The 25,964-nt window shown below is 61.9% G+C and carries 19 protein-coding genes; 11 read left to right on the top strand and 8 right to left on the bottom strand.

Features of this window, described 5'->3' with window-relative positions; genetic code table 11:
• Positions 1 to 12: 12 nt before the first annotated feature.
• Positions 13 to 2,280 carry a phosphoenolpyruvate--protein phosphotransferase gene (ptsP, locus tag E8Q41_RS19225; protein WP_137157338.1) on the bottom strand — a complete coding sequence of 756 codons (2,268 nt, stop codon included), beginning with the start codon at positions 2,278 to 2,280 and terminating at the stop codon, positions 13 to 15.
• Positions 2,281 to 2,370: 90 nt separating this feature from the next.
• A complete protein-coding gene (locus E8Q41_RS19220; RefSeq protein WP_137157166.1) occupies positions 2,371 to 3,645 on the bottom strand; it encodes an aspartate kinase in 1,275 nt (424 codons plus the stop codon).
• 264 nt (positions 3,646 to 3,909) lie between these two features.
• On the opposite strand from E8Q41_RS19220, the gene E8Q41_RS19215 reads away from it, so the two are divergent.
• Positions 3,910 to 9,981, top strand: coding sequence for a calcium-binding protein (locus tag E8Q41_RS19215; protein WP_137157165.1), 6,072 nt, complete (start codon positions 3,910 to 3,912; stop codon positions 9,979 to 9,981).
• 6 nt (positions 9,982 to 9,987) lie between these two features.
• Here E8Q41_RS19215 and E8Q41_RS19210 read toward each other — a convergent pair whose 3' ends face one another.
• Entirely contained in the window at positions 9,988 to 10,656 is a 669-nt protein-coding gene (locus E8Q41_RS19210) for a TlpA disulfide reductase family protein (RefSeq protein WP_137157164.1), read from the bottom strand.
• A 34-nt stretch (positions 10,657 to 10,690) separates the two neighbouring features.
• Here E8Q41_RS19210 and argH point away from each other — a divergent pair, with 34 nt between their 5' ends.
• From argH to E8Q41_RS19190, 4 genes are all read left to right on the top strand, one after another.
• The gene (gene argH, locus E8Q41_RS19205) at positions 10,691 to 12,091 is read left to right on the top strand and encodes an argininosuccinate lyase (protein WP_137157163.1); all 1,401 of its coding nucleotides are present in this window, start codon (positions 10,691 to 10,693) and stop codon (positions 12,089 to 12,091) included.
• Between the two features lie 96 nt (positions 12,092 to 12,187).
• The gene (locus E8Q41_RS19200; protein WP_137157162.1) at positions 12,188 to 12,376 is read left to right on the top strand and encodes a lipoprotein; all 189 of its coding nucleotides are present in this window, start codon (positions 12,188 to 12,190) and stop codon (positions 12,374 to 12,376) included.
• A gap of 14 nt (positions 12,377 to 12,390) precedes the next feature.
• Positions 12,391 to 13,662, top strand: coding sequence for a diaminopimelate decarboxylase (gene lysA, locus E8Q41_RS19195; protein WP_137157161.1), 1,272 nt, complete (start codon positions 12,391 to 12,393; stop codon positions 13,660 to 13,662).
• 116 nt (positions 13,663 to 13,778) lie between these two features.
• Entirely contained in the window at positions 13,779 to 16,412 is a 2,634-nt protein-coding gene (locus tag E8Q41_RS19190; protein WP_246660247.1) for a TIGR02302 family protein, read from the top strand.
• Positions 16,413 to 16,473: 61 nt separating this feature from the next.
• Here E8Q41_RS19190 and E8Q41_RS19185 read toward each other — a convergent pair whose 3' ends face one another.
• The 3 genes from E8Q41_RS19185 to E8Q41_RS19175 all read right to left on the bottom strand — a co-directional run bounded on the left by E8Q41_RS19185 (position 16,474) and on the right by E8Q41_RS19175 (position 18,250).
• Positions 16,474 to 16,845, bottom strand: a complete 372-nt coding sequence (locus tag E8Q41_RS19185) for a response regulator (RefSeq protein WP_137157160.1) — start codon at positions 16,843 to 16,845, stop codon at positions 16,474 to 16,476.
• 145 nt (positions 16,846 to 16,990) lie between these two features.
• Positions 16,991 to 17,533: a hypoxanthine phosphoribosyltransferase gene (gene hpt / locus E8Q41_RS19180; RefSeq protein ID WP_137157159.1), complete on the bottom strand. Its 543-nt coding sequence runs from the start codon at positions 17,531 to 17,533 to the stop codon at positions 16,991 to 16,993.
• A 57-nt stretch (positions 17,534 to 17,590) separates the two neighbouring features.
• Positions 17,591 to 18,250: a hypothetical protein gene (locus tag E8Q41_RS19175; protein WP_137157158.1), complete on the bottom strand. Its 660-nt coding sequence runs from the start codon at positions 18,248 to 18,250 to the stop codon at positions 17,591 to 17,593.
• 132 nt (positions 18,251 to 18,382) lie between these two features.
• Here E8Q41_RS19175 and ftsE point away from each other — a divergent pair, with 132 nt between their 5' ends.
• The 4 genes from ftsE to E8Q41_RS19155 all read left to right on the top strand — a co-directional run bounded on the left by ftsE (position 18,383) and on the right by E8Q41_RS19155 (position 21,598).
• Positions 18,383 to 19,042 (top strand): cell division ATP-binding protein FtsE, encoded by a 660-nt coding sequence (gene ftsE, locus E8Q41_RS19170; protein ID WP_170976535.1) that lies wholly within the window; start codon positions 18,383 to 18,385, stop codon positions 19,040 to 19,042.
• Complete coding sequence (locus E8Q41_RS19165) at positions 19,035 to 20,015, top strand: ABC transporter permease (RefSeq protein WP_137157156.1); 981 nt, start codon at positions 19,035 to 19,037, stop codon at positions 20,013 to 20,015. The genes ftsE and E8Q41_RS19165 overlap by 8 nt, the downstream gene beginning before the upstream one ends.
• A 58-nt stretch (positions 20,016 to 20,073) precedes the next feature.
• On the top strand, positions 20,074 to 20,733 hold the full coding sequence (locus E8Q41_RS19160) for a YdcF family protein (RefSeq protein WP_137157155.1): 660 nt from the start codon (positions 20,074 to 20,076) through the stop codon (positions 20,731 to 20,733).
• A 70-nt stretch (positions 20,734 to 20,803) separates the two neighbouring features.
• Positions 20,804 to 21,598, top strand: a complete 795-nt coding sequence (locus tag E8Q41_RS19155; RefSeq protein ID WP_137157154.1) for a lysophospholipid acyltransferase family protein — start codon at positions 20,804 to 20,806, stop codon at positions 21,596 to 21,598.
• On the opposite strand, the gene E8Q41_RS19150 is transcribed toward E8Q41_RS19155, so the two are convergent.
• Positions 21,583 to 22,128: a gamma-glutamylcyclotransferase gene (locus E8Q41_RS19150; RefSeq protein WP_246660254.1), complete on the bottom strand. Its 546-nt coding sequence runs from the start codon at positions 22,126 to 22,128 to the stop codon at positions 21,583 to 21,585. The two genes, E8Q41_RS19155 and E8Q41_RS19150, sit on opposite strands and share 16 nt — an antisense overlap.
• Positions 22,129 to 22,172: 44 nt before the next feature.
• Here E8Q41_RS19150 and E8Q41_RS19145 point away from each other — a divergent pair, with 44 nt between their 5' ends.
• Positions 22,173 to 23,174: a DUF2125 domain-containing protein gene (locus tag E8Q41_RS19145; protein ID WP_137157153.1), complete on the top strand. Its 1,002-nt coding sequence runs from the start codon at positions 22,173 to 22,175 to the stop codon at positions 23,172 to 23,174.
• Positions 23,175 to 23,197: 23 nt separating this feature from the next.
• Here the strand turns inward: E8Q41_RS19145 and E8Q41_RS19140 are convergent, their stop codons facing one another.
• Positions 23,198 to 24,859, bottom strand: coding sequence for an AMP-binding protein (locus tag E8Q41_RS19140; protein WP_137157152.1), 1,662 nt, complete (start codon positions 24,857 to 24,859; stop codon positions 23,198 to 23,200).
• A gap of 173 nt (positions 24,860 to 25,032) precedes the next feature.
• Here E8Q41_RS19140 and E8Q41_RS19135 point away from each other — a divergent pair, with 173 nt between their 5' ends.
• Positions 25,033 to 25,962, top strand: a complete 930-nt coding sequence (locus E8Q41_RS19135) for a DMT family transporter (protein ID WP_137157151.1) — start codon at positions 25,033 to 25,035, stop codon at positions 25,960 to 25,962.
• Positions 25,963 to 25,964 lie beyond the last annotated feature (2 nt).

The following is a 25,964-nucleotide window of genomic DNA, read 5'->3' as shown; positions in this document are numbered from 1 at the left end:
GGATCTTTACCGTCAGAGCGGAATATTGTGGTCTTCGGCGAAGCGCTTCAGCAGTTCACGCATCGGCGCCTTCGGCGTTTTCTCGTCGAGCGCCTCGTCCATCATCCGCCCCAACGCCCCTGCATCGAGCCCAAGCAGCATGGCCTTCACCGGCCCGATGGAGGCCGGCGACATGGAGATCGACCGGAAACCCAAGCCCAGCAAAGCCATGGCCGACAGCGGTTTGCCTGCCATTTCGCCGCAAAGCGTCACCGGCGTGTTGTTACGAACGCCGGCCCGGACGATGTCGCGCAGGATCCTGAGAAACGGACGCTCCAGAATGTCGAACCGGTCGGACACACGGGCGTTGCCACGATCGACAGCCATGGCGAACTGGAAGAGATCATTGGAACCGACCGAAATGAAATCGGTCTCCATCATGAGTTCATCGAGCTGCCACAGCAAAGACGGCACTTCCAGCATAGCCCCAAACTGCAGCTTGCGCGGCAGGAGATGGCCGAACTTGGAAAGATGCTGGACCTCTTTCTGAAGAAGCGCACGCACGGCGCGCAATTCCTGCACTTCGGTAACCATCGGGATCATGATTTTGAGTTCGACGCCGCCCGCAGCCTTCAGAAGCGCCCGCAACTGAGTGCGAAGCAGGCCCGGGCGATCCAGCGCAAGACGCACGGCGCGCCAGCCGAGCGCCGGGTTTTCTTCCTTGATCGCCTGGAAATAGGGGACCACCTTATCCGAACCGATATCGAGCGTGCGGAACGTGACGGGCCGCCCCCCCGCCTGCTTGATCACATTGCGGTAGAAGGCCTCCTGCTCCTCGCCTTTGGGCATGGTGGAAGCGATCATGAACTGCAACTCGGTTCGGAACAGGCCAATGCCTTCAGCGCCGGCTTCAGACAGTTGCGGAAGATCGACCAACAGGCCGGCATTCATATTGAGGCTGATGCGGCAGCCGTCGCGGGTGGCGGATTCGACCGCGCGCAACGCCCGGAACTGCTCCTGCCGGCGCGCCCGGAAACGGACCTTTTCTTCGTAAGCTTTCTGGACATCCTGGGCGGGACGCAAATGCACCTTGCCGTCTTCGCCGTCGATGATGATGGCGTCGCCCTTTTCCGCGAGCGACACCGCGCCTTCGGCCTGACCGACCACCGGAATGCCCATGGCCTTGGCGACGATGACGACATGGCTGGTCACCGCGCCTTCCTCGAGCACGAGGCCACGAACATTGGCGCGGGGATAATCGAGAAGTTCTGCTGCGCCCATGGCGCGCGCGACGATGATGGCGTCGTTCGGAAAGGCCGCCGCCGCTGCATGCGCGCCATAGCCGGCCAACTGCCTCAGAAGACGGTTGGCGAGGTCGTCGAAATCATGCATCCGCTCGCGCAGATAGGGGTCGGTCAGCCGCATCATCCGGGCGCGGGTTTCGCTCTGCACCCGCTCGACGGCGGCTTCCGCCGTCAGGCCGTTGCGGATCGCTTCCTCGAGCTTGCGCACCCAGCCCCGATCATGCGCAAACATGCGATAGGCTTCGAGCACGGCGCGATGTTCGCCCTCCATCGACACTTCGCGGCGCGACAGCATGTCGTCGATGCTGATCCGCAGCGACCCCAAGGCTTCGCCGAGTCGGTTCAGTTCGAGATCGACGTCTTCATTGAGCAGATTGGTGACGACCACGCGCGGATCGTGCAGCACGACATAGCCGAGACCGATGCCGTCGCCATAGGCGTCGCCTTCGATCGTCACGGGGCGCGAGAGGTCCAGTTCCTGGCCGGGCTTGGTGAGTTTTTTCAGCTCTCCCGACGCCACCATCTCGGCCATGACCATGGCCACGGTTTCGAGCGCCTCGACCTCGTCGTCGGAATAATGGCGCTGCGCCCGGTTCTGGACGACCAGAACGCCCAGCGCGCGGCCGGCGCGCAGGATCGGCACGCCGAGGAAGGAGTGAAACAGTTCTTCGCCGGTCTCAGGCAGATAGGCGTAAGCCGGATGGCTCTGCGCGTCGGATAGATTCAGAGGCTGAGCGGAGGCCGCGATCGTGCCGACCAGACCCTCGCCCATCTTCAACTGGGCAAGGTGGACCGATTCCTTGTTCAGACCTTCGGTGGCGTAGAGTTCGAGCACGCCGTCGGCGCGCAGCACATAGACCGAGCACACCTCCGCAACCATGTTGCGGGCGATCTGCATGACGATCCTGTCGAGGCGGTCCTGAGGCTCCAGCGGCTCCGCCGAAAGCTCCCGGAGGCGCCTGAGCAGGATACGCGGTCCAGCTGCCATGTCTCTGATCACGAAGGCGCCCTTCCGAACTGCTCTATCAGGAAGAGAAGCCGCCGCAGATTGTTACATCATCGCTCTGTTGCGGCTTCCCATATCGCCTTACTTCTTATCCAGTCCGTAGGCCGAATGCAAAGTGCGAACCGCGAGTTCTCCATAGGCTCCGTCGATCAAGATTGAAATCTTGATTTCAGACGTCGTGATCGCCTTGATATTGATGCCCTTGGCGGCGAGCGCGGAGAAAGCCTGGGCGGCGACGCCCGCATGGCTGCGCATGCCGATGCCGATGACCGAGACTTTGACAAGACCCGATTCGCTCTGGATCACGTCGAAGCCGACCTTGTCCTTCTGCTCGTCGAGCACCTTCAACGCCTTGTCGAGATCGCCGGTCGGCACGGTGAAGGTCATGTCGGTGCGCGAGCCGTCTTCAGAGATGTTCTGTACGATCATGTCGACATTGATATGGGCTTCGGCGAGCGGTCCGAAAATCGCGGCCGACACGCCCGGCCGGTCGGCCAGACGGCGGAGCGAAATCTGCGCTTCATCCTTGGCGAAGGCGATGCCAGTTACGACTTCCTGTTCCACGATTTCTTCCTCATCACAAATCAGCGTTCCGGGCGGGTTGAGAAGATCGCCCATGCCCGGCGCATCGGGGTCTTCGAAAGACGAGCGCACGAAGGTGCGGACCTTGTGAACCATGGCGAGTTCGACGGAACGGACCTGCAGGACCTTGGAGCCGAGCGACGCCATTTCCAGCATTTCCTCGAACACCACCTTCTTCAGGCGGCGCGCTTTGGGTTCGATGCGCGGGTCGGTCGTGTAAACGCCGTCGACATCGGTGTAGATATCGCAGCGATCCGCCTTAACGGCGGCGGCGATGGCGACCGCAGACGTGTCGGAGCCGCCGCGGCCAAGCGTGGCGATGCGGTTGTCGGGGCCGAGACCCTGGAAACCGGCGACGACGGCGACCTGACCGTCCTGCATGCGGCGGATAAGCTCCGCGCCGTCGATATCGAGGATTCGGGCCGCGCCATGGGCATTGTCGGTGCGGATCGGAATCTGCCAGCCCTGCCAGGAGCGGGCGTTGACGCCGAGCGACTGCAGGGCGATCGCGAGAAGACCCGAGGTGACCTGCTCGCCGGAAGCGACGACGGCGTCATACTCGCGCGCGTCGTAGAAAGGCGAATCCGCCTTGGCGACTTTTGGCGTGTTCTGCACCCAGCCGACGAGTTCGTTGGTCTTGCCGGACATGGCGGAGACGACGACGGCGACTTCGTGACCCGCGTCGACCTCGCGTTTGACGTGACGCGCCACGTTGTGGATGCGTTCAAGATCCGCGACGGAGGTTCCGCCGAATTTCATCACGATGCGCGCCATGCCAGTCTTTTCCATATCTCGCGCGCCGGGTCGGCCACGCCAAATTTTGCGGCTTCCGCCTTTTCCCGGCGAAATCGTCGGGTCTCTTAACGGAAGAGAAGAGGTGTTTCAATGGGCGGAATGCATTGCAAAATGTGAAACTGGACCGATCAGCCCCACTAAAGCTTAGCCCCTTACATCAGGGCGCATGTTCCCCTGCCGGCGTTTTGGGCAGGTATTGCCAATAGTGGGGCGTTGTTTCCGATCGAGAGAAGGAGCCAGAGCATGGCCAGCACGACGACAAAAACCGTGTCAGACCTCAGCACCGTCACGGGCACTTCGTCTGCAGACACCATTGTCGTCACGGCTTCGGTTGCAGGCGACAGCGTCGATCTCGGGTCCGGTCGAGACACGCTAATTCTGAAAAGCGCCGGCAATACCGTCTATGTCAGTAATGTCGAATCGATCCTCGGCTCAAGCGGCGGCGACGTCATTCGCTACGAATCCGACTTGACTCAAGGCTCGATCAATCTCGCGGGCGGCGACGACAAACTCCTGTTGCAGGACAACAGCGCGACAGTCACGGTCTACAACACCGAAACGATCAACGGCGGCGACGGCCTTCAGAAGATCGTTTTCGATCAGCTCGCCGATGGCGTCGTCATCAATCTCGGCGACGGCGAAAAGGACTATGTCGATCTCGACAACTTCAACGGCAACCTGATCACCGTGTCCAACACGGAGACGGTGACGGGCGGAACAAAGAACGATATCGTCTACATCGCCACTGAGGTGGATGGCGGGCGCATCGACCTGGGCTCGGGCAAAGACAAGCTCTTCTTCGACGAGGCCGCGACCGTGACGATCGCGGGCGTCGAGACCCTCACGGCGAGCAGCTCGAACGACTACATTGTCCTCAGTACATCAGCCACACGCCTGTCCTACGATCTCGGATCCGGCTCGTCGGACGAACTGGTCCTCAAGGGCAGCGCCAACACCATCACCGTCGCCAATGCAGAATCCGTGGTAGGCGGCAGCGGCGTCGACAACATTGTCTGGAGCGGAGCCGCCAAAGGCGTCGAAATCGACCTCGACACCGGGAAAGATGTCTTGACGCTCGACAGTTACCGCAACACGGTTTCGCTGTTCAGCATCGAAACCATCTATGGCGGCACCAGCACAGACATCGTCTATATGATGGACAAGACGGTGACGATGGTCGACCTGAAGGCGGGGGACGACAAGATCACCCTGTTCGAAGACGGCTCGACCATCTCCCTGCGCAATGTCGAAACCATTATCGGCGCCGAGGACGCCAAGGACGTCGTCACGCTCGGCACGCAAGCGAAAGGCTTGACGATCGATCTCGGCGGCGAAGGCGATACACTGAAACTGGGCAAGTTCAACAACACCGTTTCCGTTCAAGGCGTTGAGACCATCGGCGGCACTGCGCACACGAAATCCGACGACGTGACGGTGCTCGATCAGTTGACCGGCGGCAAATACGATCTCTACACGGGCAATGACCGGCTGACGCTCGCGGATTTCGACAATACGATCACGATCGTTGCGATCGAAACGGTCATCGGCGGCTCGGAAGACGACGAGATCACCGTGTCCGGCAAACTGACCCGGGCTACGATCGATCTCGGCGACGGCGATGACCAGATCACCCTGGCGGACGCCGCAAACTCTTTGACGATCGCCAATACAGAGACCATTCTTGGCGGCAGTCAGGCGGATTATGTCTTTCTCGGCGCCCAGCCCACGAATGGGGAATTCAGCGTCGATCTCGACGCCGGCGTCGACACTCTGGTGACCGCGTCGACCGGCAACACGGTGACGGTTGAAAATGTCGAGTCCATCATCGGCAACGCAGGCGACGACACGATCTACCTTGTTTCAAACGTGAGCGGCCTGTCGATCGATCTCGGAGACGGCGAAGACACGGTGGATTTTTCCGAAACGGGCGCGACCATAGAATTGTCCAACGTTGAAAACGTCAATGCGGAAGACTCGAGCGTCAACAACAGCGTAACATTCGAAACCCAAGTCACCGGCGGACTCGTCACCTTGGGCTCAGGGCTGGATATTGTCACGCTCGCCAGTTTCGCCAACACGGTGACGATGGTGAATGTCGAGACGATCGTTGGCGGTAGATCCGCCGACAGGGTCTATGTCTCCGGCGATTACACCACGGGAACGATCGATCTCGGCGACGGCAGCGGCTCGGACCGTATCGACCTGTCTCAGGTGACGTCTGACACCACCCTGACCATTGGCAACGCCGAAGTGATCGTCGGTTCGGCCGAATCCGATATCACCACAGTCAACAACACATCGAAAGTCATGGACGTCGACCTCGGCGCCGGCAGCGACGCCCTGATTATCATAGGTCGGGCGACCGCCTCCGTCAGCAACGCCGAAACGATCGTCGGCGACGAAAACACCCAGACGATCACGCTCGTCTCGGCATTCGTCGGTGAAATCGATCTGGGCAGCCCTGAGGACACGGTTGACAGCACAACCGGCGCGACCATCAGCGGCGGCAGCGACAAGGATGTGCTGACCCTCGGCGCGACCTCGGCGTCGGATGCGAACACCATCACCATCAGCAACGTCGAGTCGGTCGCCGGATCGAGCGTTTCCGACGTCATAACTCTTGGCGCAAGCGTGACCGGCATGGAAATGAATCTCGGCGATGGCCTCGACCAGGTTATCTTCGATTCCTCAGGCGCTACCATTACGGTGGTATCGGTGGAAACCGTAACCGGAAGCACTGCCTCCGACAGCGTCATTTTTAGCAAGCAGGTCACAGGTGCTGAGGTCGACCTCGGCGATTCGACGGACACGCTGTCGCTGGCCAACTTCTTCAACACGCTCACCGTGACTAACACGGAATCGATCTTGGGCGGCAACACCAATGACGTCTTGACGCTCGACGGAGACGTCACCGGCTTCAACATCGACTTGGGCGCGGGATTTGACACTGTCAATTTCGGAAGCGCGGACACCACCGTCACACTCTATAGGGTAGAAACGGTCAATGGCGGCAGCGGCAGTGACATGGTGACGGTCGGAAGTCAGGTGACGGGCGGCTATTACGATATGGGAGGAGAATCTGACCAGCTCACCCTCACGGTTGCGAACTCGACGCTCACGGTTCTGAACGCCGAAACCATCATCGGCAGCTCGAACACGGACACCATTTATCTCGGCGCCAGCGGGTCCGTCCAGATCGACCTCGCCGGCGGCACGGACACCGTCAATCTCTATTCTGGCGGCAGCACCATCAGCATCCAGAACGTGGAAACTGTGTCAGGCGGAGCAGGGGACGATATGGTCGTTCTGATCCAGTCCTCTGCCGGGGGCACGTTCGATCTCGGTTCGGGAACAGACACGATGAGAATCGACGCCACTGGCTCGACAATGACGCTCATCGGAGTCGAATCGGTCATTGGCGGCGGCGGCTCCGACATCGTTATCTTTTCTAAGCAGATCACCGGTGCGCAGGTCGACCTGGGCGATTCTCTCGATAAACTCACGCTCGGAAATTACTTCAATACCCTCACCGCGACGAATACAGAAACGATCGTGGGCGGCAACACCAACGACGTGTTGACGCTCGCAGGAGACGTCACCGGCTTCACGATCGATCTTGGTTCGGGATATGACACGATCAATTTTGGAAGCGCCAACACCACCGTAACCCTCTCCAATGTGGAAACAGTCAACGGCGGCGGCGGCAGCGATATTGTGACCCTTGGAACAGAAGTAACCAACGGATACTACGACCTGGGGGCGGGGTTGGATCAACTGACCCTTTCTGGCGCGAAACCCACGCTCACTGTGATGAACACCGAAACCATCAATGGCGCATCAGGCGTGGACACGATCTATCTCGGCGACAACGGCTCCGCCCAGATCGACCTCGCCGGCGGATCTGACATTGTCTATCTCTATTCTGGCGGCAGCACCATCAGCATCAAAAACGTAGAAACGGTGTCGGGCGGATCCGGGAACGACATGGTCGTCCTGACAGAGTCATCCACTGAGGCGACCCTAAATCTCGGTTCAGGGACAGACACTGTGAAGATCGACGCCACCGGCGCGACGATCAAAATCAGCGAGGTCGAGTCGGTCATTGGCGGCGGCGGGTCTGACAATGTCACATTCTCTACACAAGTAACCGGCGCGCAAGTTGACCTTGGCGATTCTCTCGACACGCTCTTGCTCGGGGATTTCACCAACACGCTCACCGTGACGAATGTAGAAACAATTGTCGGAAAGACCAAATCCGACGTCTTAACGCTTGCAGGGGAAGTCACCGGCTTCAGCATCAATCTCGACTCTGGTGATGATACGGTCAATTTTGGAACCGCAAACACAACCGTCACCCTCTCCAATGTGGAAACAGTCAATGGCGGCAGCGGCAACGATAAGGTGACGCTCGGAAACGCGGTGACCGGCGGCTATTATAACTTGGCGGGTGGATCGGATCAGCTAACCCTTTACGACGCCGGCTCTTCGCTGACTGTGTTGAACGCCGAAACCATCACCGGCGGCTCAGGCTCGGACGCCATCTATCTCGGCGCTAACGGGGCTGTCCAGATCGATCTCGCCGGCGGTTCGGACACCGTCTATCTCTATTCCGGCGGCAGCACCATCAGCATGAAGAACGTGGAATCGGTGTCCGGCGGATCGGCGAACGATCTAGTCGTCCTGACCGGGTCCTATGCCGGCGGAACGCTCGATCTCGGCGCCGGAACAGACACGGTGAAAATCGACGCCACCGGCGCGACAATGACCATCATCGGGGTCGAATCCGTGACTGGGGGCACGGGTTCCGACGTCATTTACTTCACCGATCAGGTCACCGGCGCCATCCTCGACCTCAGCGCGGGAACAGACCAAGTCACCCTGGCCAATTTCGATAACACAATCACCATCAAGAACATCGAGACCGTCAGCGGCGGAAGCCAGGGAGACAGCATCTTTCTGTCCGGCGCCTGGACAAGCGGTTCGATCGTTTTGGGCGACGGCCAGGACGAACTGTATTTCGACCAGGGGGGCACACTGTCGGTGGGCCAGATCGAAAGCATTTACGGCTCCAGCAACATCGATAAAGTAACGATCACTGTGGGCAGCGCCATCGCCAACATCGACTTAGACGCCGGCAACGACGTCCTGACATGGTCTAATGTTGGGGTGACGGCCACCCTCGCCAATATCGAATCCGTCAGTGGCGGATCGCTAGAGGATATCATCGTTTTTGAGTCTGCCCTGTCGGGCGCATCTGTCAACTTGGGTGACGGCAGCGATACCCTGACGCTCTACAGCGCCGCCGGCAACACCGCGACCATCATTGGCGCCGAGACAGTGATTGGCGGCGCCCAAAGCGACAGCATCTACGCGGGATCATCGAGCTATTCCGGCTATTTCAACCTCGGATCTGCGGTGGATACGCTGCAACTCGGTTCCGGGAGCAACACGATCACGCTGACCGGCGTAGAAACCGTCACCGCCGGCGCGGGCAACGACATGATCTATTTCTCGGGCGCGGCGCAGGGCGTCATGCTGGAACTCGGCAGCGGCAACGATTCTGTCACGCTCGACAATGCCGTGAACACGCTGACGATCGAATTTGCCGAAACTATCACGGGCGGCAATGTCAACGACACCGTGCGGCTGGAAGGTGACATGACCGGCGGTACGATCAATCTCGGCGTAGGTCTCGATTCGGTGACATTCACCGATGGCGTAACAGCCACGTTGACCGCAGTGGAAACAGTGATCAGCGCCTCTGAAGACGATTCCATTACGCTGAGTGGGAAGTATACCGGCGGCTATATCGATCTCGCCGGCGGCACCGACTACGTGACCTTCGCCGGGTCAGGCACAGCGACGATCGCCAATGTGGAAAACATCGTCGCGGGCGCTGATACCAACATCATCGTGCTCGACGAAGACACCTCCGACTATTCCAAGATCGAACTCGGCACCGGCGACGACTCCATCACCATGGGTCTCGGCCTCAACACGGTCTATGGCGGCACCGGCACGGATCAGTTCATCTTCACCAGCGCCAGCCAGTCGACGTCGACGAAAACCGACGTGATCGCCGACTTCACCACCGCCACAGACGATCTGGTCTTCTCCGGCTTGCTGACAGGGACTTTCAACTATCTCGGCAACGCCACATCATTCAGCGCCACCAGCAACTCGCAGGCCTATTTCTCCGAAACCGGCGACAAGCTCTATGTCGATGTCAACGGCGACGCGACGACCGACATGGTGATTCAGCTGACCGGCGTCGATTATGACGACCTGACGACAGGCGACTTCGTCTGGAGTTGACGCCGCTCAGGCGCCCTCGCCGAGGGCGCCCTTGATCAGGGCCTTGGCGTCGTCGCTGTCCCAGGCGGCAGGGCCGTTCATCGCGCCGAGCATGCAGCCCCGGCCGTCGATCAGCACCGTGGCCGGCAGGCCCATGGCGACGCCGAGCTTCTTGAGCGCGTTGAAGCTCGACAGGCTGGCGTCGTGATGCAGCGGCAGCGCGTCGATGTTGTTTTCCTTGAGGAAGGCCAAAGGTTTGGCCGCATCGCCATTGTCGAGATTGATCGTCGTCACCTGGAATCGGTCGCCGCCCATGGATTTCTGTAAACCATTGAGGGCAGGCATTTCCTCGCGGCAGGGGAAGCACCAGGTCGCCCAGAGATTGACGAGCTGAACCTTGGGCCGGTAGCTATCGATCGACACGTCCTTGCCGGCCTCATCCTTCAGCACGGGAAGAGACAGCGGCGTGGGGTCGCTCGCCGGAATGAAGGCCGCGACCTGACCCTTGGCGAGCGGTTGCAGACGCGCGGCCACCGCCTTCGCCGGAGCGCATTGGCTGGCCGCGGCGGCGGATGCGCCATTGCCATTGCAGGCTTCCTTCATGTAAACGGCGATACCACCGGCGACGAGACCCGCGAGGGCGGCGATCGCCACGAGTTTGGTGGAGGGAAAGAGGGTCGGCTTCTTGTCCTTCATCGGGTCCATCTCTTGAAAAACGGCAAGGCGCGTCATGTCCGAGAGCAATTCGAATTCTTCCTCCAACCAGATGTGGGGCGGCCGTTTCGCGGCGGGCCCGGCGTCCATCATGGAGGAAATCAACGCCTCGATCGGCTTCGACAAGAAACTCTACGCCCAGGACATCGCCGGCTCGATTGCCCATGCGACCATGCTGGCGGCGCAAAAGATCATCACGGACGCCGATCGCGACCAGATCATCGTCGGGCTTAATCAGATCAAGGGCGAGATTGAAAGCGGACAATTTGTCTTCTCACGCAAACTTGAAGACATCCACATGAATGTGGAATCGCGGCTGGCCGAACTGATCGGCCCGGCCGCCGGCCGCCTGCACACCGGCCGTTCGCGCAACGACCAGGTGGCGGTGGATTTCCGCCTCTGGGTCAAGGCGGAACTGATCAAGACCGAAGCGCTGATGACCGGCCTGATCAAGGCTTTTCTCGACAAGGCCGAAGCGCATGCCGACACCGTGATGCCGGGCTTCACGCATCTGCAGACCGCCCAGCCGGTCACCTTCGGCCATCACTGCATGGCCTATGTGGAGATGATCGGCCGCGATCGCTCGCGCGTCCGCGACGCCATCGCCCGGCTCGACGAATCTCCGCTGGGCGCCGCCGCGCTGGCTGGAACGCCCTACCCGATCGACCGTCACATGACGGCGCAAGCGCTTGGCTTCCGGGAACCGACCCGCAATTCGATCGACACCGTGTCGGATCGCGATTTCGCGCTGGAATTCCTGTCGCTCGCCGCCATCTCGGCCACGCATCTGTCGCGTTTCGCCGAGGAAATCGTCATATGGACTACGCCGCAATTCGGCTTCATCCGGCTGTCGGACGCCTTTTCGACCGGCTCCTCGATCATGCCGCAAAAGAAGAACCCCGACGCCGCCGAACTGGTGCGGGCCAAGACCGGCCGCATCAACGGTTCGCTGATCGCGCTTCTCACGGTGATGAAGGGCCTGCCGCTCGCTTATTCCAAGGACATGCAGGAAGACAAGGAACAGGTGTTCGACGCCGCCGAAAGCCTGGAGCTGGCGCTGGCCGCCATGACCGGCATGGTCGCCGACATGACGGTGAACGTGACCAAGATGAAGGCTGCCGCCGGCGCCGGCTTCTCCACCGCCACCGACCTCGCCGACTGGCTGGTGCGGGCCGTCGGCCTGCCTTTCCGCGAAGCCCATCACGTCACCGGCCGCGCCGTGGCTCTGGCGGAAAGCAAAGCCTGCGATCTATCCGATCTCTCGCTCGATGAATTGCAGGCTATCCATCCCGGCGTGACGGAGGACGTCTACAAGGTCGTCACCGTCGAAGCCTCGGTCGCCGCGCGCAAGAGCTATGGCGGCACTGCGCCCGACCAGGTGCGCCGCCAGATCGCCCTTTGGCGCGAACGGGTCTGAACCATCACGCCAGCGTGCGCGCGCATCACGATTATAGAGATGCGCGCCGCCGGTTTTTTCGCTAATCAGGACGGCAGTCAGTTTCAAGGATCCGCGATGTCGAAGACCCTTTCAGTCCGCTTTCTTTCGATTGCCCTGTTGATTTCAGCCGGGCTGGCGCTGTCCGGCTGCGGCCGCAAGGGCGATCTCGAAACGCCCGGTCAGACCGAGCCTGTGCAGAAGCCCAAACCCGGCGAAAAAGCCAAGATCGAAGACCGACCCTTCATCCTCGACCCCCTGCTCTGATCGGATTCTCCGCCGTGAACCATTTCGACTACAAGGACGGCGTTCTCTACGCCGAGAATGTCTCCGTTCCCGAGATCGCCGCCGCCGTCGGCACGCCGTTCTATCTCTATTCCACCGCCACCCTCGAGCGCCATGTGCGGGTGTTCAAGGAAGCCTTTGCGGATGTGGATTCGCTCGTCTGCTACGCGATGAAGGCCAATTCCAACCAGGCGGTGCTGAAGACGATCGGCCGCATGGGCGCCGGCATCGATGTGGTGTCTGAAGGCGAATTGCGCCGCGCGCTCGCCGCCGGCATTCCCGCCGACCGCATCATGTTTTCGGGCGTCGGCAAGAAGAAGCGCGAGATGGATTTCGCCCTGGACGCCGGCATCTATTGCTTCAACGTCGAAAGCGAGCCGGAACTCGAAGCGCTGAACGCCTGCGCCATCGCCAAGGGCAAGCGCGCGCCGGTGTCGTTCCGCATCAATCCCGACGTCGACGCCAAGACCCATTCGAAGATCTCGACGGGCAAAAAGGAAAACAAGTTCGGCATCTCCTATGACCGCGCCCGCGCCGTCTACGCCCATGCTGCGACGCTTGCCGGCATCGAGGTGACCGGCATCGACATGCATATCGGCAGCCAGATCACCGATCTCCAGCCCTTCGACGACGCCTTCCGGTTGCTGGCCGAACTGGTCGAGACGCTGCGCGCCGACGGCCATCATATCGAGCATGTCGATATCGGCGGCGGCCTCGGCATTCCCTACAAGCTCGACAACAACCCGCCGCCCAATCCCGAAGCCTATTCCAAGGTGGTCAAGAACCAGCTGCGCGGCCTGGGCTGCAAGATCGTCACCGAGCCGGGCCGGCTGATCGTCGGCAATGCCGGCATTCTCGTCACCGAAGTGATCTATGTGAAGGATGGTGGCGACAAGACCTTCGTCATCGTCGACGCGGCGATGAACGACCTGATCCGCCCCACGCTCTACGAGGCCTGGCACGAGATCATGCCGGTCGAGATCACGGCCGCCAGCGCGCCGCGCATCCGCGCCGATGTCGTCGGCCCCGTTTGCGAGACCGGTGACTATCTGGCGCTGGATCGCGAAATGGCCGAACCTAAGCCGGGCGACCTCCTCGCTGTCGGCTCGGCCGGCGCCTATGGCGCGGTGCAGGCCGGCATGTACAATTCGCGCCCGCTCATTCCCGAAGTGCTGGTCAAGGACGCCGCCTTCCATGTCATCAGGCCTCGGCCCGCTTATGACGACATGATCGGGGCCGACAGCTTGCCGGACTGGCTGGAAGGCTGAGGCCTTATTAAGCGCCGCCTAAAGTCTTTGTGATCTGGCAAAAGCGGGCCTTGCCTCGCCTTTGCCGAAAAGGATGCTATGCTCCTGCTTCGGTCACAACGCATCAAAGGCTCCGGATGACAGCGACGGACAACCACGCGCCGCCCCCAGACATGAGCCGCCTGAGACGGCGGATCGCCTGGATGCGCAGGCTGGCGACTTCCGTGATCGTGGCGGAACGCGGCGTGATCGCGTTGCTGCCCGTTCTCGGCGTCATCAGTCTGTTCTTGATCGCGAGCTGGTTCGGCCTCTGGCGACCGATGCCGTCCGCCCTCAAGATCGCCGCGCTGGTGATCTTCGCCTTTGGTTTTTCCGTCTCCCTCCTCTCGCTCGGTCGCTTCCGCTGGCCGACGACGGATGAAATCGACAGCCGCCTCGAGCAGAAGAGCGGCCTCGGCCATCAGGCGATTCGTGTGCAGGACGAAGCGCCCGCGACATCGGACCCCTTCGCGCTCGCGCTGTGGAAGGCCCATCAGGAGCGCATGGCGCGCAGGATCGGCGCAATCGACAGCGGCGGCCCCTCCCCCGATATCGCCCGGCGCGATCCCTATGCTCTGCGCGCGCTCGCCGTGCTGGGTCTGGTGATCGCCTGGAGTTTTTCGCTGTCCAATCTCGGCGGCCGGGTCTCAGACGCCTTCACCTTTTCCTCCCCCGAGGACATCGCCGCCGCAAGCCGCATCGACGCCTGGCTGACGCCGCCTGCCTATACGGGCGCGGCGCCGATCTATCTGACGGCGCAGCGCGGCGCAAAAACGCCGGCCCCGAAGGCGGACGAAGCCGTCGTCGCGCCGCAATTTTCGGTGCTGACGGTTCGCGTCAGCGGTCCCGCCGCCGGAGAACAGGCGAGCTTCACGCCTGCCGGTTCCGACAAGAGCGTGGCTCTGACCCCGGACAAGCCGGCCGCGGCAAAAGATGCGGCCAAGCCGGCAGAGGGCGCCCTCGAAAGCGTCAGCTATACCGTCAAGCTGGCGCGCGACGGCGCCTTTGCGCTGGGCGCGACGCGGTTTGCCTTCAGGATCACCGCGGATACGCCTCCGAAGATCCGCTTCGACAAGCAGCCGGACCGCGCCGTCAACGGCGCGCTGGAGATTTCGTTTGCCGCCGAGGACGATTACGGGATTACCGAGGCGCGCGCCGAGATCAAGCCGGTCGATCAGGACCCCAAGGCGATCGCACTGTTCGAACTCCCGGTTTTCCGGCTCGATGTGCCCGGCAACGCCAAGAGCGTGAAGGCGACAGCGAGCCGCGACCTGACCGAACATCCGCTGTCGGGCAAAAAAGTCGCGATCACCCTGATCGCCCGCGACGCCGCAGGACATGAGAGCCGCAGCGAAACCAAGACGATCCTGATGCCGCAGCGCATCTTCACCCAGGCGCTGGCGGGTTCGATCGCCGAACAGCGGCAGGTCTTCGCGCTCGACGTCAACAAGGTCCCCAGGGCGCTGCAGCTTTCCGAAATCGCCGGATTCCGCGCCGACGAGACGATCCCCAATCTGTCGCATTACCTGATGCTCGAATCGACCCGGAACCGGCTGAAACTCGCCAAGACAGTCCCGGGCCTCGAAGAGACCGCCGCCTATTTCTGGGATGTCGCCCGCTATATCGAGGACGGGGATCTCTCCAATGCTGAAAAACGCCTGAGAGACGCGCAACAGAAATTGTCGGAAGCGCTGTCGCGCAACGCCTCCGACAAGGAGATCGAGGCGTTGATGAAGGAATTGCGCGAGGCGATGAAGAATTATCTCAGCGAACTCGCCAAGCGCATGGGCAATCCCGAAAACAACCAGATGGCCAACCAGCCGCAAAAGATGCTGCGGGCGCAGGACATCGACAAGATGCTGAACCAGCTGGAAAATCTCGCCCGCTCCGGTTCGCGCGAGGAAGCGCAGAAGCTTCTGTCGGAAATGCAGCGCATGCTGAACAATCTGCAGACCGCGCGACCCCAGAACCAGCGTCAGCAGGGCGACAATCCGATGCGCGACCAGATCGATCGGCTGGGCGAGCTGATGCAGAAGCAGCAGAAGCTGATGGAGGAGACCCATCGGCTGGAACAGGCGCTGCGCGACCGCATGCAGCGCGGCGATCCGCGCGACGATCAGGGTCTCGGCAACGATGAAGACCCGTTCCAGGAAATGAACCCGCCCGGCGAAGACGGTCAGCCGCAGGCGGGAGACGAAAACGGCAAGGAACAATCGCCCGACGAGAAGATGACGGCCGAACAGCTGCGCGAAGCGCTCAAGGCGCTCCGGGAGCGTCAGTCCGAGCTTCAGAAAGATCTGAAGGGCATGGAGAAGAAGCTCTCCGAACTCGGCATGAAACCGATGCCGGGCTTTGGCGAGGCCGGAAAGGAAATGGGCGACTCAGCCGATGCGCTCGGCAAGTCGCAGGGACAGCGCTCTGCCGACGCGCAAGGCCGCGCGCTCGAGGCGCTGCGCAAGGGCGCCGGCGAAATGATGCAGCAATTGCGTCAAGCCGGGGAAGGTCAGGGGCAGGGCATGGGCATGCCGGGCCAGCAGGCGGATGGCGCAGACCCGCTTGGCCGCCGCCCAGGCCAGATGGGCAGCGACATGGACGAACAGGTCAAGGTGCCCGACCAGATCGACATCCAGCGGGCGCGTGAGATCCTCGAAGAAATCCGAAAGCGGCTCGGAGAGGGCCCCGCGAGCATCATCGAGCGCGATTATCTGGAGCGACTGCTCGATCTCAAGTGAGAGCGGCTTTGCGAAGAGGAAAAACGCGCCAGCCTGTGCAAAAGGCGTTCGGCGTGCGTCTTCAGGCCGCCTTCTGCGTGGTCAGAGCGCGGGCGACGGCCGTGCGGATATCCGGCAGCGAAAAAGGCTTGGAGACGACGTCGACGATCTTTTCCATGAGGTCGTCGGCGCGTTCGCGCTGCTCGGCGTAACCGGTCATCAGCAGGATCTTGAGATCGGGATGATTGGCCGACGCCTTGTGGGCGAGCTCGATGCCATCCATCACCGGCATGCGGATATCCGACAGAAGCAGGTCGAAAGACCCCTCGCCCAGGGCTTCCAGCCCTTCGGCGCCGTCGGCCGCCTCGACAGTCTCGTGACCGTCGAGGCGAAGCGCTCGCGCCACGAAACGGCGGAGTGAATCTTCGTCTTCGGTAATGAGAATGCGAGCCATGATGTTTACCTCGTTTTAACGCGAGGGCCAGTGAACACCACCGGCCCTTTGGGAAAGGTAAACGCGGACGGGAGCCCGCCGGCTAATGCCGCTTATGCTTGCCCAAAGGTTTACGCCGCGACCGGCCGCCTTTAGGCAGACAATGTCAGGCTTCGCCGGTGACGACGCCGACGAAGGGCAGTTCGCGGAAGGCGTAGGCGACATCCATGCCATAGCCGACGACGAAATGATCCGGGCAGGAAAAGCCGACATAATCGGCTTCCAGCGAGGTCTGGCGCTTGTCGTGCTTGTCGAGCAGTACGGCGATGGTCACGGTGCGGGCGCCGCGCTCATACATCAGTTCCTTGGCGAAGGTCAGCGTGCGGCCGGATTCGAGGATGTCGTCGATCAGCAGGATATCCCGATCCTTCACGTCGCTGTCGATGTCCTTGATGATGCGGACGCCCTGCGAGACGGTGCCGGCGCCGTAGCTCGACAACGTGATGAACTCCACTTCCGGCGCAAGGCCGGCGGTGTGCAGCGCGCGGATCAGATCGGCGGCGAAAATGAAGGAGCCCTTGAGCACCGAAATCACCAGCAGATCCTTGGTGGGACCGGCGGCGATTTGCTGTGCGAGCGCCGTGTTGCGCTCGGCAATCATTTCCGCGGTGAAGAGCGGCTCGATCGTCTTGCCGCGAATGACATGCATGGTGATGCTCCGATTGTGGTTCCAATAGGGTCCGTTACCACGACCCTGCATCGCGGTTCAACGCAAGGCGATCAGAATCGTAAGATCCTCGGCTTTCGAACCTGCGATCTGGAACCGTCCTGAAAACGGAAACCGGATCGACGGCGCGATGCGGTCGGCGTCGATGGAGATCTTGCCGAGACGGGTGCGGTTGGGGCCGCCGACCAGTTCCAGCACAGGGGTTACCAGCACGGCGGCCCCGTCATTGACGAGTTCGCCTTCGACTTCGGCGACCCGCATGCCGTCGAGATCGCGGGTGGAAATCCTGAGATTGGAGACGAGATAGGGGCCGGCGCGCAAATCTGCCGTCTGGCCGCTCAGGGCGCCGAAGCCGCCGAACATGCCGAAGATCGCAACCACCGCCGCGGACAGAAGGCAGGTGAAAGCCTGGGGGGAGAGCCGCAGCAGCCAGCTCTCCAGGGAGGCCGACAGCGCCCCGCCCATGCGGAACATGGCGGCCAGGACGGAGGCTGCAGGGGAGAACTGCGAAGTCCCGGAATATTTCGGCCGGTTGTCGTTGCTGCGCGTCCGACCGGGACCGGCAAGCACTTCGAACACCGCATCCTCGACATCGAGACGCCGCGGGGTCGAGGCTGCCCGGGACTTCGACGCGCGGTCGGGCGGCAGCACGTCGATATCCGCCACGGTTCGCCAGGCCTTGTTGTTGTTCGCCTGCATGGCCTTCCCCATCGGTTTGCCAGCCGACGCGTCGCCGGCATTGAACTTCACCTTCATGAGAAGTAAACTGGTATGGTTAATGCTTCGCTAACGGCGCGCGAGCCCTTCTCCTCGGACCAACTGGACAAAACGTTGATTCATTTCGAAAATGTTGGCCTGCGCTATGGTATGGGGCCGGAGATCCTCAAGGATCTCACCTTCGATATTCCCAAACGCTCGTTTCAGTTCCTCACAGGACCATCCGGCGCCGGCAAGACCAGCCTGCTTCGCCTGTTGTTCATGTCGCTCAGGCCCACGCGGGGGCTGATCCGCGTCTTCGGCCGCGAAGCCTCGACCATTCCGCAGAGCGAATTGCCGCTTCTGCGCCGACGCATCGGCATCGTCTTTCAGGATTTCCGCCTGCTCGATCATCTCACCACCTATGAGAATGTGGCGCTCCCCTTGCGCGTGCGCGGCAAGGACGAAGCGAGCTACCGTTCCGATGTCGTGGAACTTTTGAAATGGGTGGGACTGGGCGACCGCATCAATGTCCTGCCGCCTGTGCTCTCGGGTGGAGAAAAGCAGCGCGCGGCGATCGCCCGTGCGCTCATCGACCAGCCGGAGCTGCTGCTCGCCGACGAGCCCACCGGCAATGTCGATCCGCCGATGGCCAAGCGAATTCTCAAGCTTTTCATGGAGCTCAACCGCATCGGCACCGCCGTGGTCATCGCCACCCATGACCTCGCGCTGATGGACCAGATCGAGGCGCGCCGCATGATTCTCACCTCCGGGCGGCTCGATCTCTATGAATGACGCCGCACAGAAGCCCCGCCGCGAGATCGCCCTTCGCCCGACGGCGGCGATCGTTCCGCAACGCAGCGTCCAGAGCAAGGCGCTACTGGCGGTCATCGTCATCATGTCCTTCCTGGCCTGCCTGACCATCGGCGCCGTGGGCATGATCCGCGCCACCGCCGATTCCTGGGCGAGCCAGATTTCCCGCGAGATCACCATCCAGATCAAGCCGGATGATTCGCTCGACATGGAGAAGGCGCTTGAGGAGGCGCGCGATCTCGCTCTGTCCTTTATCGGCACCAAGACCGGCACGGTGCTCGACAAGGCCGCCACGTCGCGGCTGCTCGAACCCTGGCTGGGTGCGGGCCTCGACATCGACGAACTGCCGGTGCCGCGGCTGGTGGTGATCACCATCGACGAACGGAACCCGCCAGATTTCGCCGCCATGCGCGAGGCGCTGCAGAAGAAGATCCCGCAGGCCTATCTCGACGACCATCGCACCTGGGTCGACCGACTGGTGTCGATGGCGCGCACGACTGTAGTCATTGGCTCGGCGGTGCTGGGCCTCGTCTTCTTCGCCATGGTGCTGACGGTCATCTTCGCCACCCGCGGCGCGCTCGCCGGCAACCGGCACATCGTGGAGGTCCTGCATTTCGTCGGGGCCGAATCGAGTTTCGTGGCGCAGGAATTCCAGAAGCATTTCCTGCTGATTTCCCTGAAAGGCTCGCTCGCGGGCGCCTTTCTCGCGGCCGGCTCCTTCGCCGCCGCCGGCTGGTGGCAGTCGAGCAGCATCGCCACACCCGAAAGCGATCAGGCGACGGCGCTGTTCGGCGCCTTCACCATCGACTGGACCGGTTATGTCGGCATCTTCCTGACCATGCTGGTGATCGCCGCGCTGACCACGCTGACGGCGCGGTTCACGGTGATGCGGACGATCGACGAGATCGATCACATCCGCTCCGACCCTGGTCGCCTCGATATACATCAGGAATGATCAATACAACCTGAAATGCCTATATTGGGCCTCAAACTTTGGCTATTCCTCGTGCCCGATGACTCATGACGCCGAGCCAGAGCAGGACGCCATAATCCAGCCGCCCACGCGCGGTCTGGCTTCCCTCGTCGTACGCCTGTTCCTGCGGACGGTCGGTTTCATCGTGCTCGCCTCGATCGCCGCCTTCGGCGTCGGTTTCGTGGTCTTCTACACGCAGGTCGCAGCGCTCGGACCTATCGACAATCCCAGGGCGGACGCAATCGTTGCGCTGACCGGCGGCTATCAACGCATCGATCAGGCCGTGCAACTGCTCGCGCAGGGGGCCGGAAAGCGTTTGCTGATTTCGGGCGTCAATCCGGCCACGTCGGTCGGCCATATCCGCTCCTTCACCAAGAGCCGCGACGAGCTTTTCCAATGCTGCGTCGATATCGGCTATGACGCGCGCAACACCGAGGGCAACGCCTCGGAGACTGTGCAATGGATCCGCGCCCATGGCTACAAGCGCGTGATCCTCGTGACCAACAATTACCATATGCCGCGTAGCCTGGCTGAAATCCGCCGCCTGGACCGCGACACCGACTTCCTCCCCTATCCCGTGGAGAAGCGGCTGACGCTGTCGGACATCGCCGCCAATCCCCTGATGCTGCGCGCGCTGGCTTCAGAATATGTTAAATACATCCTGGTCGTCGGTCGCGATTACGCCGGCGTCATCCTCTGAACATATCCGGCTTTGCATCCCGCCGGGCATCGGCTAAGGAATGCGGCAGTTCGGCATCCGGGACTTTTCCATGATCTATCTGCGTTCGGCCCTGTTTCAGCTCGCCTTTTATGTGAGCTTCATCGTTCAGATGATCATCTTCTCGCCCATCTATTTCTTCCTGCCGCGCAAGACAGCCTATGTGATCCCGAAGAACTGGGCGCGGCTCAATCTCTGGCTCGCCAAGACGATCATTCCGCTCACCTATGAGATCGAGGGCCGCGAGAACATTCCCGAAGGCGGCTGCATCATCGCGGCCAAGCATCAGTCCTTCTGGGACGTGATCGCCATCGTGCCGATGGTCGACGATCCGGTCTATATCCTGAAGCGTGAACTGCTCTGGATACCGCTGTTCGGGTGGTACGCCGCCAAGCAGGACATGATCCCGATCAAGCGCTCGGACAAAAGCCGGGCCATCCCCAACATGATCGCCCGCGCCCGCGAGGAACTCGCCAAGAACAGGCAGCTGATCATCTATCCCGAGGGCACCCGCAAGGCGCCGGGCGCGGAGCCGGACTACAAATATGGCGTCGCCCGCCTTTACAGCGACCTTCAGGTCCCGGTCGTGCCGATGGTCGCGCATGCCGGGCTGTTCTGGCCGCGCCACGGCTTTCTGCGCCAGCCGGGACACATCAAGATCCGCATCATGAAGCCGATCGAGCCGGGCATGTCCGCGCAGGCTTTCTTTCAGCATCTCGCCACTGAAATGGAAGTCGAAAGCGATCGGTTGCTGATGGAGACGGTGGAAGCCAATCCGCATCTGAAGCTCACGGCCATCACCCGGTCGCGGCTGAAGGCCATCAAGGACGCTCAGGCGGCCGGCTGATCGCTCCGGAGGCCTTTGCCCACCGCCTCCATCCAGTGATCGCGAATGCCGAGTTCGCGCAGATGCGCAAGCGTGTTGAGAACGTAATCGATATTGGCTCCGGACGCGCCGCGGGCGGACGCCACGATCTCGGTCGCCCGTTCGACGCTCAGCCCCGCCGCATATTGCCGATGCCGGCGATCAACGACATAGGTTACGGCCAAACGTCGGGCGCCGCAATCGAGCGTCACGGGCGCGACACGCTCGAGATAAACATTGGTGACGAGTTCACGGGCGCGAAGATAGGCCAGAACCTCGTCGCGGCGGTCAGCGCGAACCCGGAAAGCCGCGCCCTTGCAGGCTCCCCCGCGATCCAGCCCCAGCACCAGGCCTGGCTTTTCCTCCGTGCCACGATGAACCCAGGAATGGATGCAGAGCGCGCGATGATAGCCGCGAATCACCGCCAGCCGCCGCTCCTCATGGTCGAAGCCCGGATTCCACATCAGCGACCCGTAGCCAAACACCCAAAATTCGTCCATATCGGCAGGCAAGGTCTTCATAGACATTCGCGATAGACTGATCCGAGAGTAAATTCATGCAAGACAGAACCAGCGCGCCCTCATCCGCCTCCCGCAAGATCAGGCGGCTCGGCGTCGCGGTGGTGCTGGTCGTGGTCCTTTATTCGGCCGGCTGGTTCTTCGTTGCAAGCAAAATCGAAACGGAACTCGATGCGAGCATCGCCAATCCAGCGACTTTGGGCCTGTCCGAACTCGTCTGCGACGCTCCTCAAGTCGACGGCTTTCCCTTTCTCATCGGCGCGACCTGCGCTCGGTCGGGCCTGACGACGACGAAGGGCCTGTCGGCCAGCGCCGGCGCCGCCCGCATCGCCGCCCGCATCTATGCGCCGAACAGCGCCATTGCGGAAATCGACAGCCCGGGTGCCGTGACCGCGCCGGATGGCTCGACTGCTCAGGCGACCTGGAAGATGTTGCGGGCGGGCGCCAGCGCCGGCCTCGATGGTCTGACATCGCTGTCGCTGACCGGGACGGACATCAAGAGCGGGCTTCGGCTGGCGCAATTGCCTGTCGATCTCGATGTCGGCGCGGAAGAGGGACAGGCGCATCTGCGCCGCGTCGATCGCAATCTCGAACTCGCCGTTCTGGCCCGCAAACTGACGGTGTCGTCCGAAACCGGCGAGGCGCTGCTGCCGGAAATCTCGACCAGCCTGGAAATGCGACTGGATGATCAGGCCGAGGTTCTGGCCGGCAAGCCGCTGAGGCTGCGCGCATCGAGCGGCACCATCACCAGCTTCAAGATCGAGACCACTGACGGCCTGTTCGGCGAACTCTCGGGCGATTTCGACATCGACGAAGACGGCTATCTGAACGGAAAATTCCGCGCCAAGCTCGACGACATCGACGCCTGGAAAAGGAAATTGAGCGAGATTTTCCCCGACGCCAGCGACTCCATTTCCGCCGTCTCAGCGCTCCTCAAGGGCCTCGCCAAGGGCAAGGACGATGTGAAGGTGACGATCCGCGTCGATCGCGGCCACATCTCGCTCAGCATGATCCCGCTCGGCCGCATTCCGCCGCTCTGATCTCACCCCGGAGATCTTTGGCGTCAGGCGCTGTTGCGTCGCCGTATGTCGCCCGCGGCTTCCCGCGCGGCGCGGTCGCGCAACTCGCGGCGGATCACCTTGCCGGTCGTGGTGAGCGGCAGCGCGTCGATGAAGTCGACTTCGCGCGGATATTCATGCATCGACAGGCGATGGCGCACCCAATCGGAAATATCCTTTTTCAGGGCGTCGTCGCCGATCACGCCATCGGCGAGCACCACATAGGCCTTGACGATTTCGGTGCGCAACGCGTCCGGCTTGCCGACGGCAGCCGCGAGACGGACAGCCGGATGCGATATCAGGCAATCCTCGATTTCCGCAGGCCCGATGCGATAGCCCGAGGAGGTGATGACGTCGTCGTCGCGGCCGAAGAAATCGACATAACCGTCCGCATCCATCACCCCCTGGTCGCCGGTCAGCATCCAGTCGCCGATGAATTTCTTCTCCGTCGCCTCGGGATTGTTCCAGTAGCCGAGGAACATCACCGGATCGGGCCGCCGAACCGCGATCTGTCCCGCCTTGCCTGAAGGCAGCACGCGACCGAGCTCGTCGATCACGGCGACCGTATGGCCCGGCATGGTCTTGCCGATCGCGCCGGCCCGGCTGACGCCGAAACCGACGATGGAGCCGAGCACGATGTTGCATTCGGTCTGGCCGTAGAATTCGTTCACGGTGATCCCGAGGGTCCGTTTCGCCCATTCATAGGTCTCTCGGCCCAGCGTTTCACCCGCAGAGCCGATGGCGCGCAATTTCAGCGCATAGCGCTGACGCGGATTGTCGATCGCCGCCATCAGCCTGAGCGCGGTCGGCGGAATGAAGGCGTTGGTGACGCCGAGATCGGCCATGATTCGATAAGCGAGATCCGCGTCGAATTTCTGCGCCGGCGAGGACACGACGGGCACGCCGAGCATCAATCCCGGCAGCAGGCAATTGAGAAGCCCGCCCGCCCAGGCCCAGTCAGACGGCGTCCAGAATTTGTCGCCCGGCTGCGGCATCATCTCCTGCGCCGCCTGCACGCCGGGCACATGACCGGCCAGCACGCGATGAGCGTGCAGCGCTCCCTTGGGCGGACCAGTGGTCCCCGATGTGTAGATCATCAAGGCCGGGTCGTCCTTGCTGGTATCGGGGGGCGCAAAGCCACCGGCTTCGGCCTCGATCAGCGCCTGAAACGCCAGAGCAGAACCGCCTGCCGGTTCGGTGACCACCACACGACGAAGCGACGGCAGGCCGGAGAGCAGAGGTTCTAGCTTGCTGTGCCCATAGGGATTTGTGACGATGGCCGCAGCGCCGGAATCCTTCAGCCGGAAATCGAGCGCATCGGCGCCGAACAGCAGTGCGAGCGGCAGCGCCACCCCGCCCATCTTGTAGATGCCGAGATGGGCGATGACGGTTTCGAAACATTGCGGCAGGAGGATCGCGACACGATCGCCGGGCTGGATGCCCAGCGCCACGAGAGAGGCGGCAAAGCGGTTGGAGAGATCGGCGAGTTCGCCATAGCTCATGCGGCGATGCCGGCCGTCGAGTTCATAGTGCTCGAGCGCCAGCCGCGAAGGCTCCCGCGCCGCCCAGATATCGGCGACCGCGCGGCCCATATTGAATTTTTCCGGAATCTCCCAGCGGAAACGGGCCATCAGCTCGTCATAACCGCCGCAATCTGGCAGGAACATGCACACAAACCCCGCGTGTTGGTGCGCTGCAATAGCATATTCCGCACTGCGTGGAAATAGAGGCTCAAGCGGCGCGTCCGCAGGCGTCGCACGGTATTTTTCGAGGATGTCGCGATCCGGACTTGGCGCTGATTTTGCGGACGTTAATCTGACCTCGCAATCCGGGATTCGCCATGCAGAACAGAACCGCCTTCGGTGTCGCCATGCTATGCCTTGGCGTGCTTGTCTTCTCATTGCAGGACGCAGTGATCAAATCCGTGTCCGGCTCTTATGCGCTGACCGAAGTCGTGTCGATCCGCTGCCTCGTCTCGGCCCCCATCCTGCTCGCCTTCGTCTGGTGGGAGCACCGCAGTCTCAAGCCGCTTCTGTCCCCCAATGCGCGTTCGCTCGCCGTGCGCTCGGCCATCATGCTGCTGGCCTACACCAGCTATTACATGGCCTTTCCCGCCCTGCCGCTGGCCGACGCGGTGGCGCTCTATTTCACCGTGCCGCTGTTCATGCTGGCGCTTGCGGCGCCCCTGCTCGGCGAAACCATCACGCCGCGCAAGATCGTGGCCGCCCTGATCGGCTTTGCCGGCGTGCTGGTGATGCTCAGGCCTGGGCTCGGCGTCTTTGAGCCGGCCGCGCTCCTGTCGCTGTTCTCGGCCGCCACCTATGCGCTGTCCATGCTGATGGCCCGACGCCTCGGCGACAAGGAGACCGCTTCGGTAATGGCGAGCTACCAGAACGGCGTCTATCTGATCGGCGCGCTGATCATCGCCGCGATCACCCATCTGATCGGCGTCGAGGAACTCGGCCATCCCTCGCTCGATTTCCTGGTGCGGTCCTGGTCATGGCCGACGCTCGCCGATTTCCTTGCCATCGCCTCCTGCGGCGTCATCGCGGCGATCGGCGTGACGCTGCTCACCCAGGCCTACCGCGTCGCCAAAGCCAGCATCGTCGGCTCTTTCGAATATACCGGCATGCTCTGGGCACCGCTCTGGGGCTTCCTGTTCTTCGGCGAAATTCCCTATTTGACCACGCTTGTGGGGGCGTTGCTGATCATTGGCGGCGGGTTGATTGCGCTGTTGGGACGCGAAGGGCGCACAGAGGCGTCCGCCTGAGC

The sequence above is a fragment of the Rhizobium sp. FKL33 genome (assembly GCF_005222915.1).
Lineage (GTDB): Bacteria > Pseudomonadota > Alphaproteobacteria > Rhizobiales > Rhizobiaceae > Rhizobium_E.
This window is presented reverse-complemented; position numbering and strand designations above follow the sequence as displayed.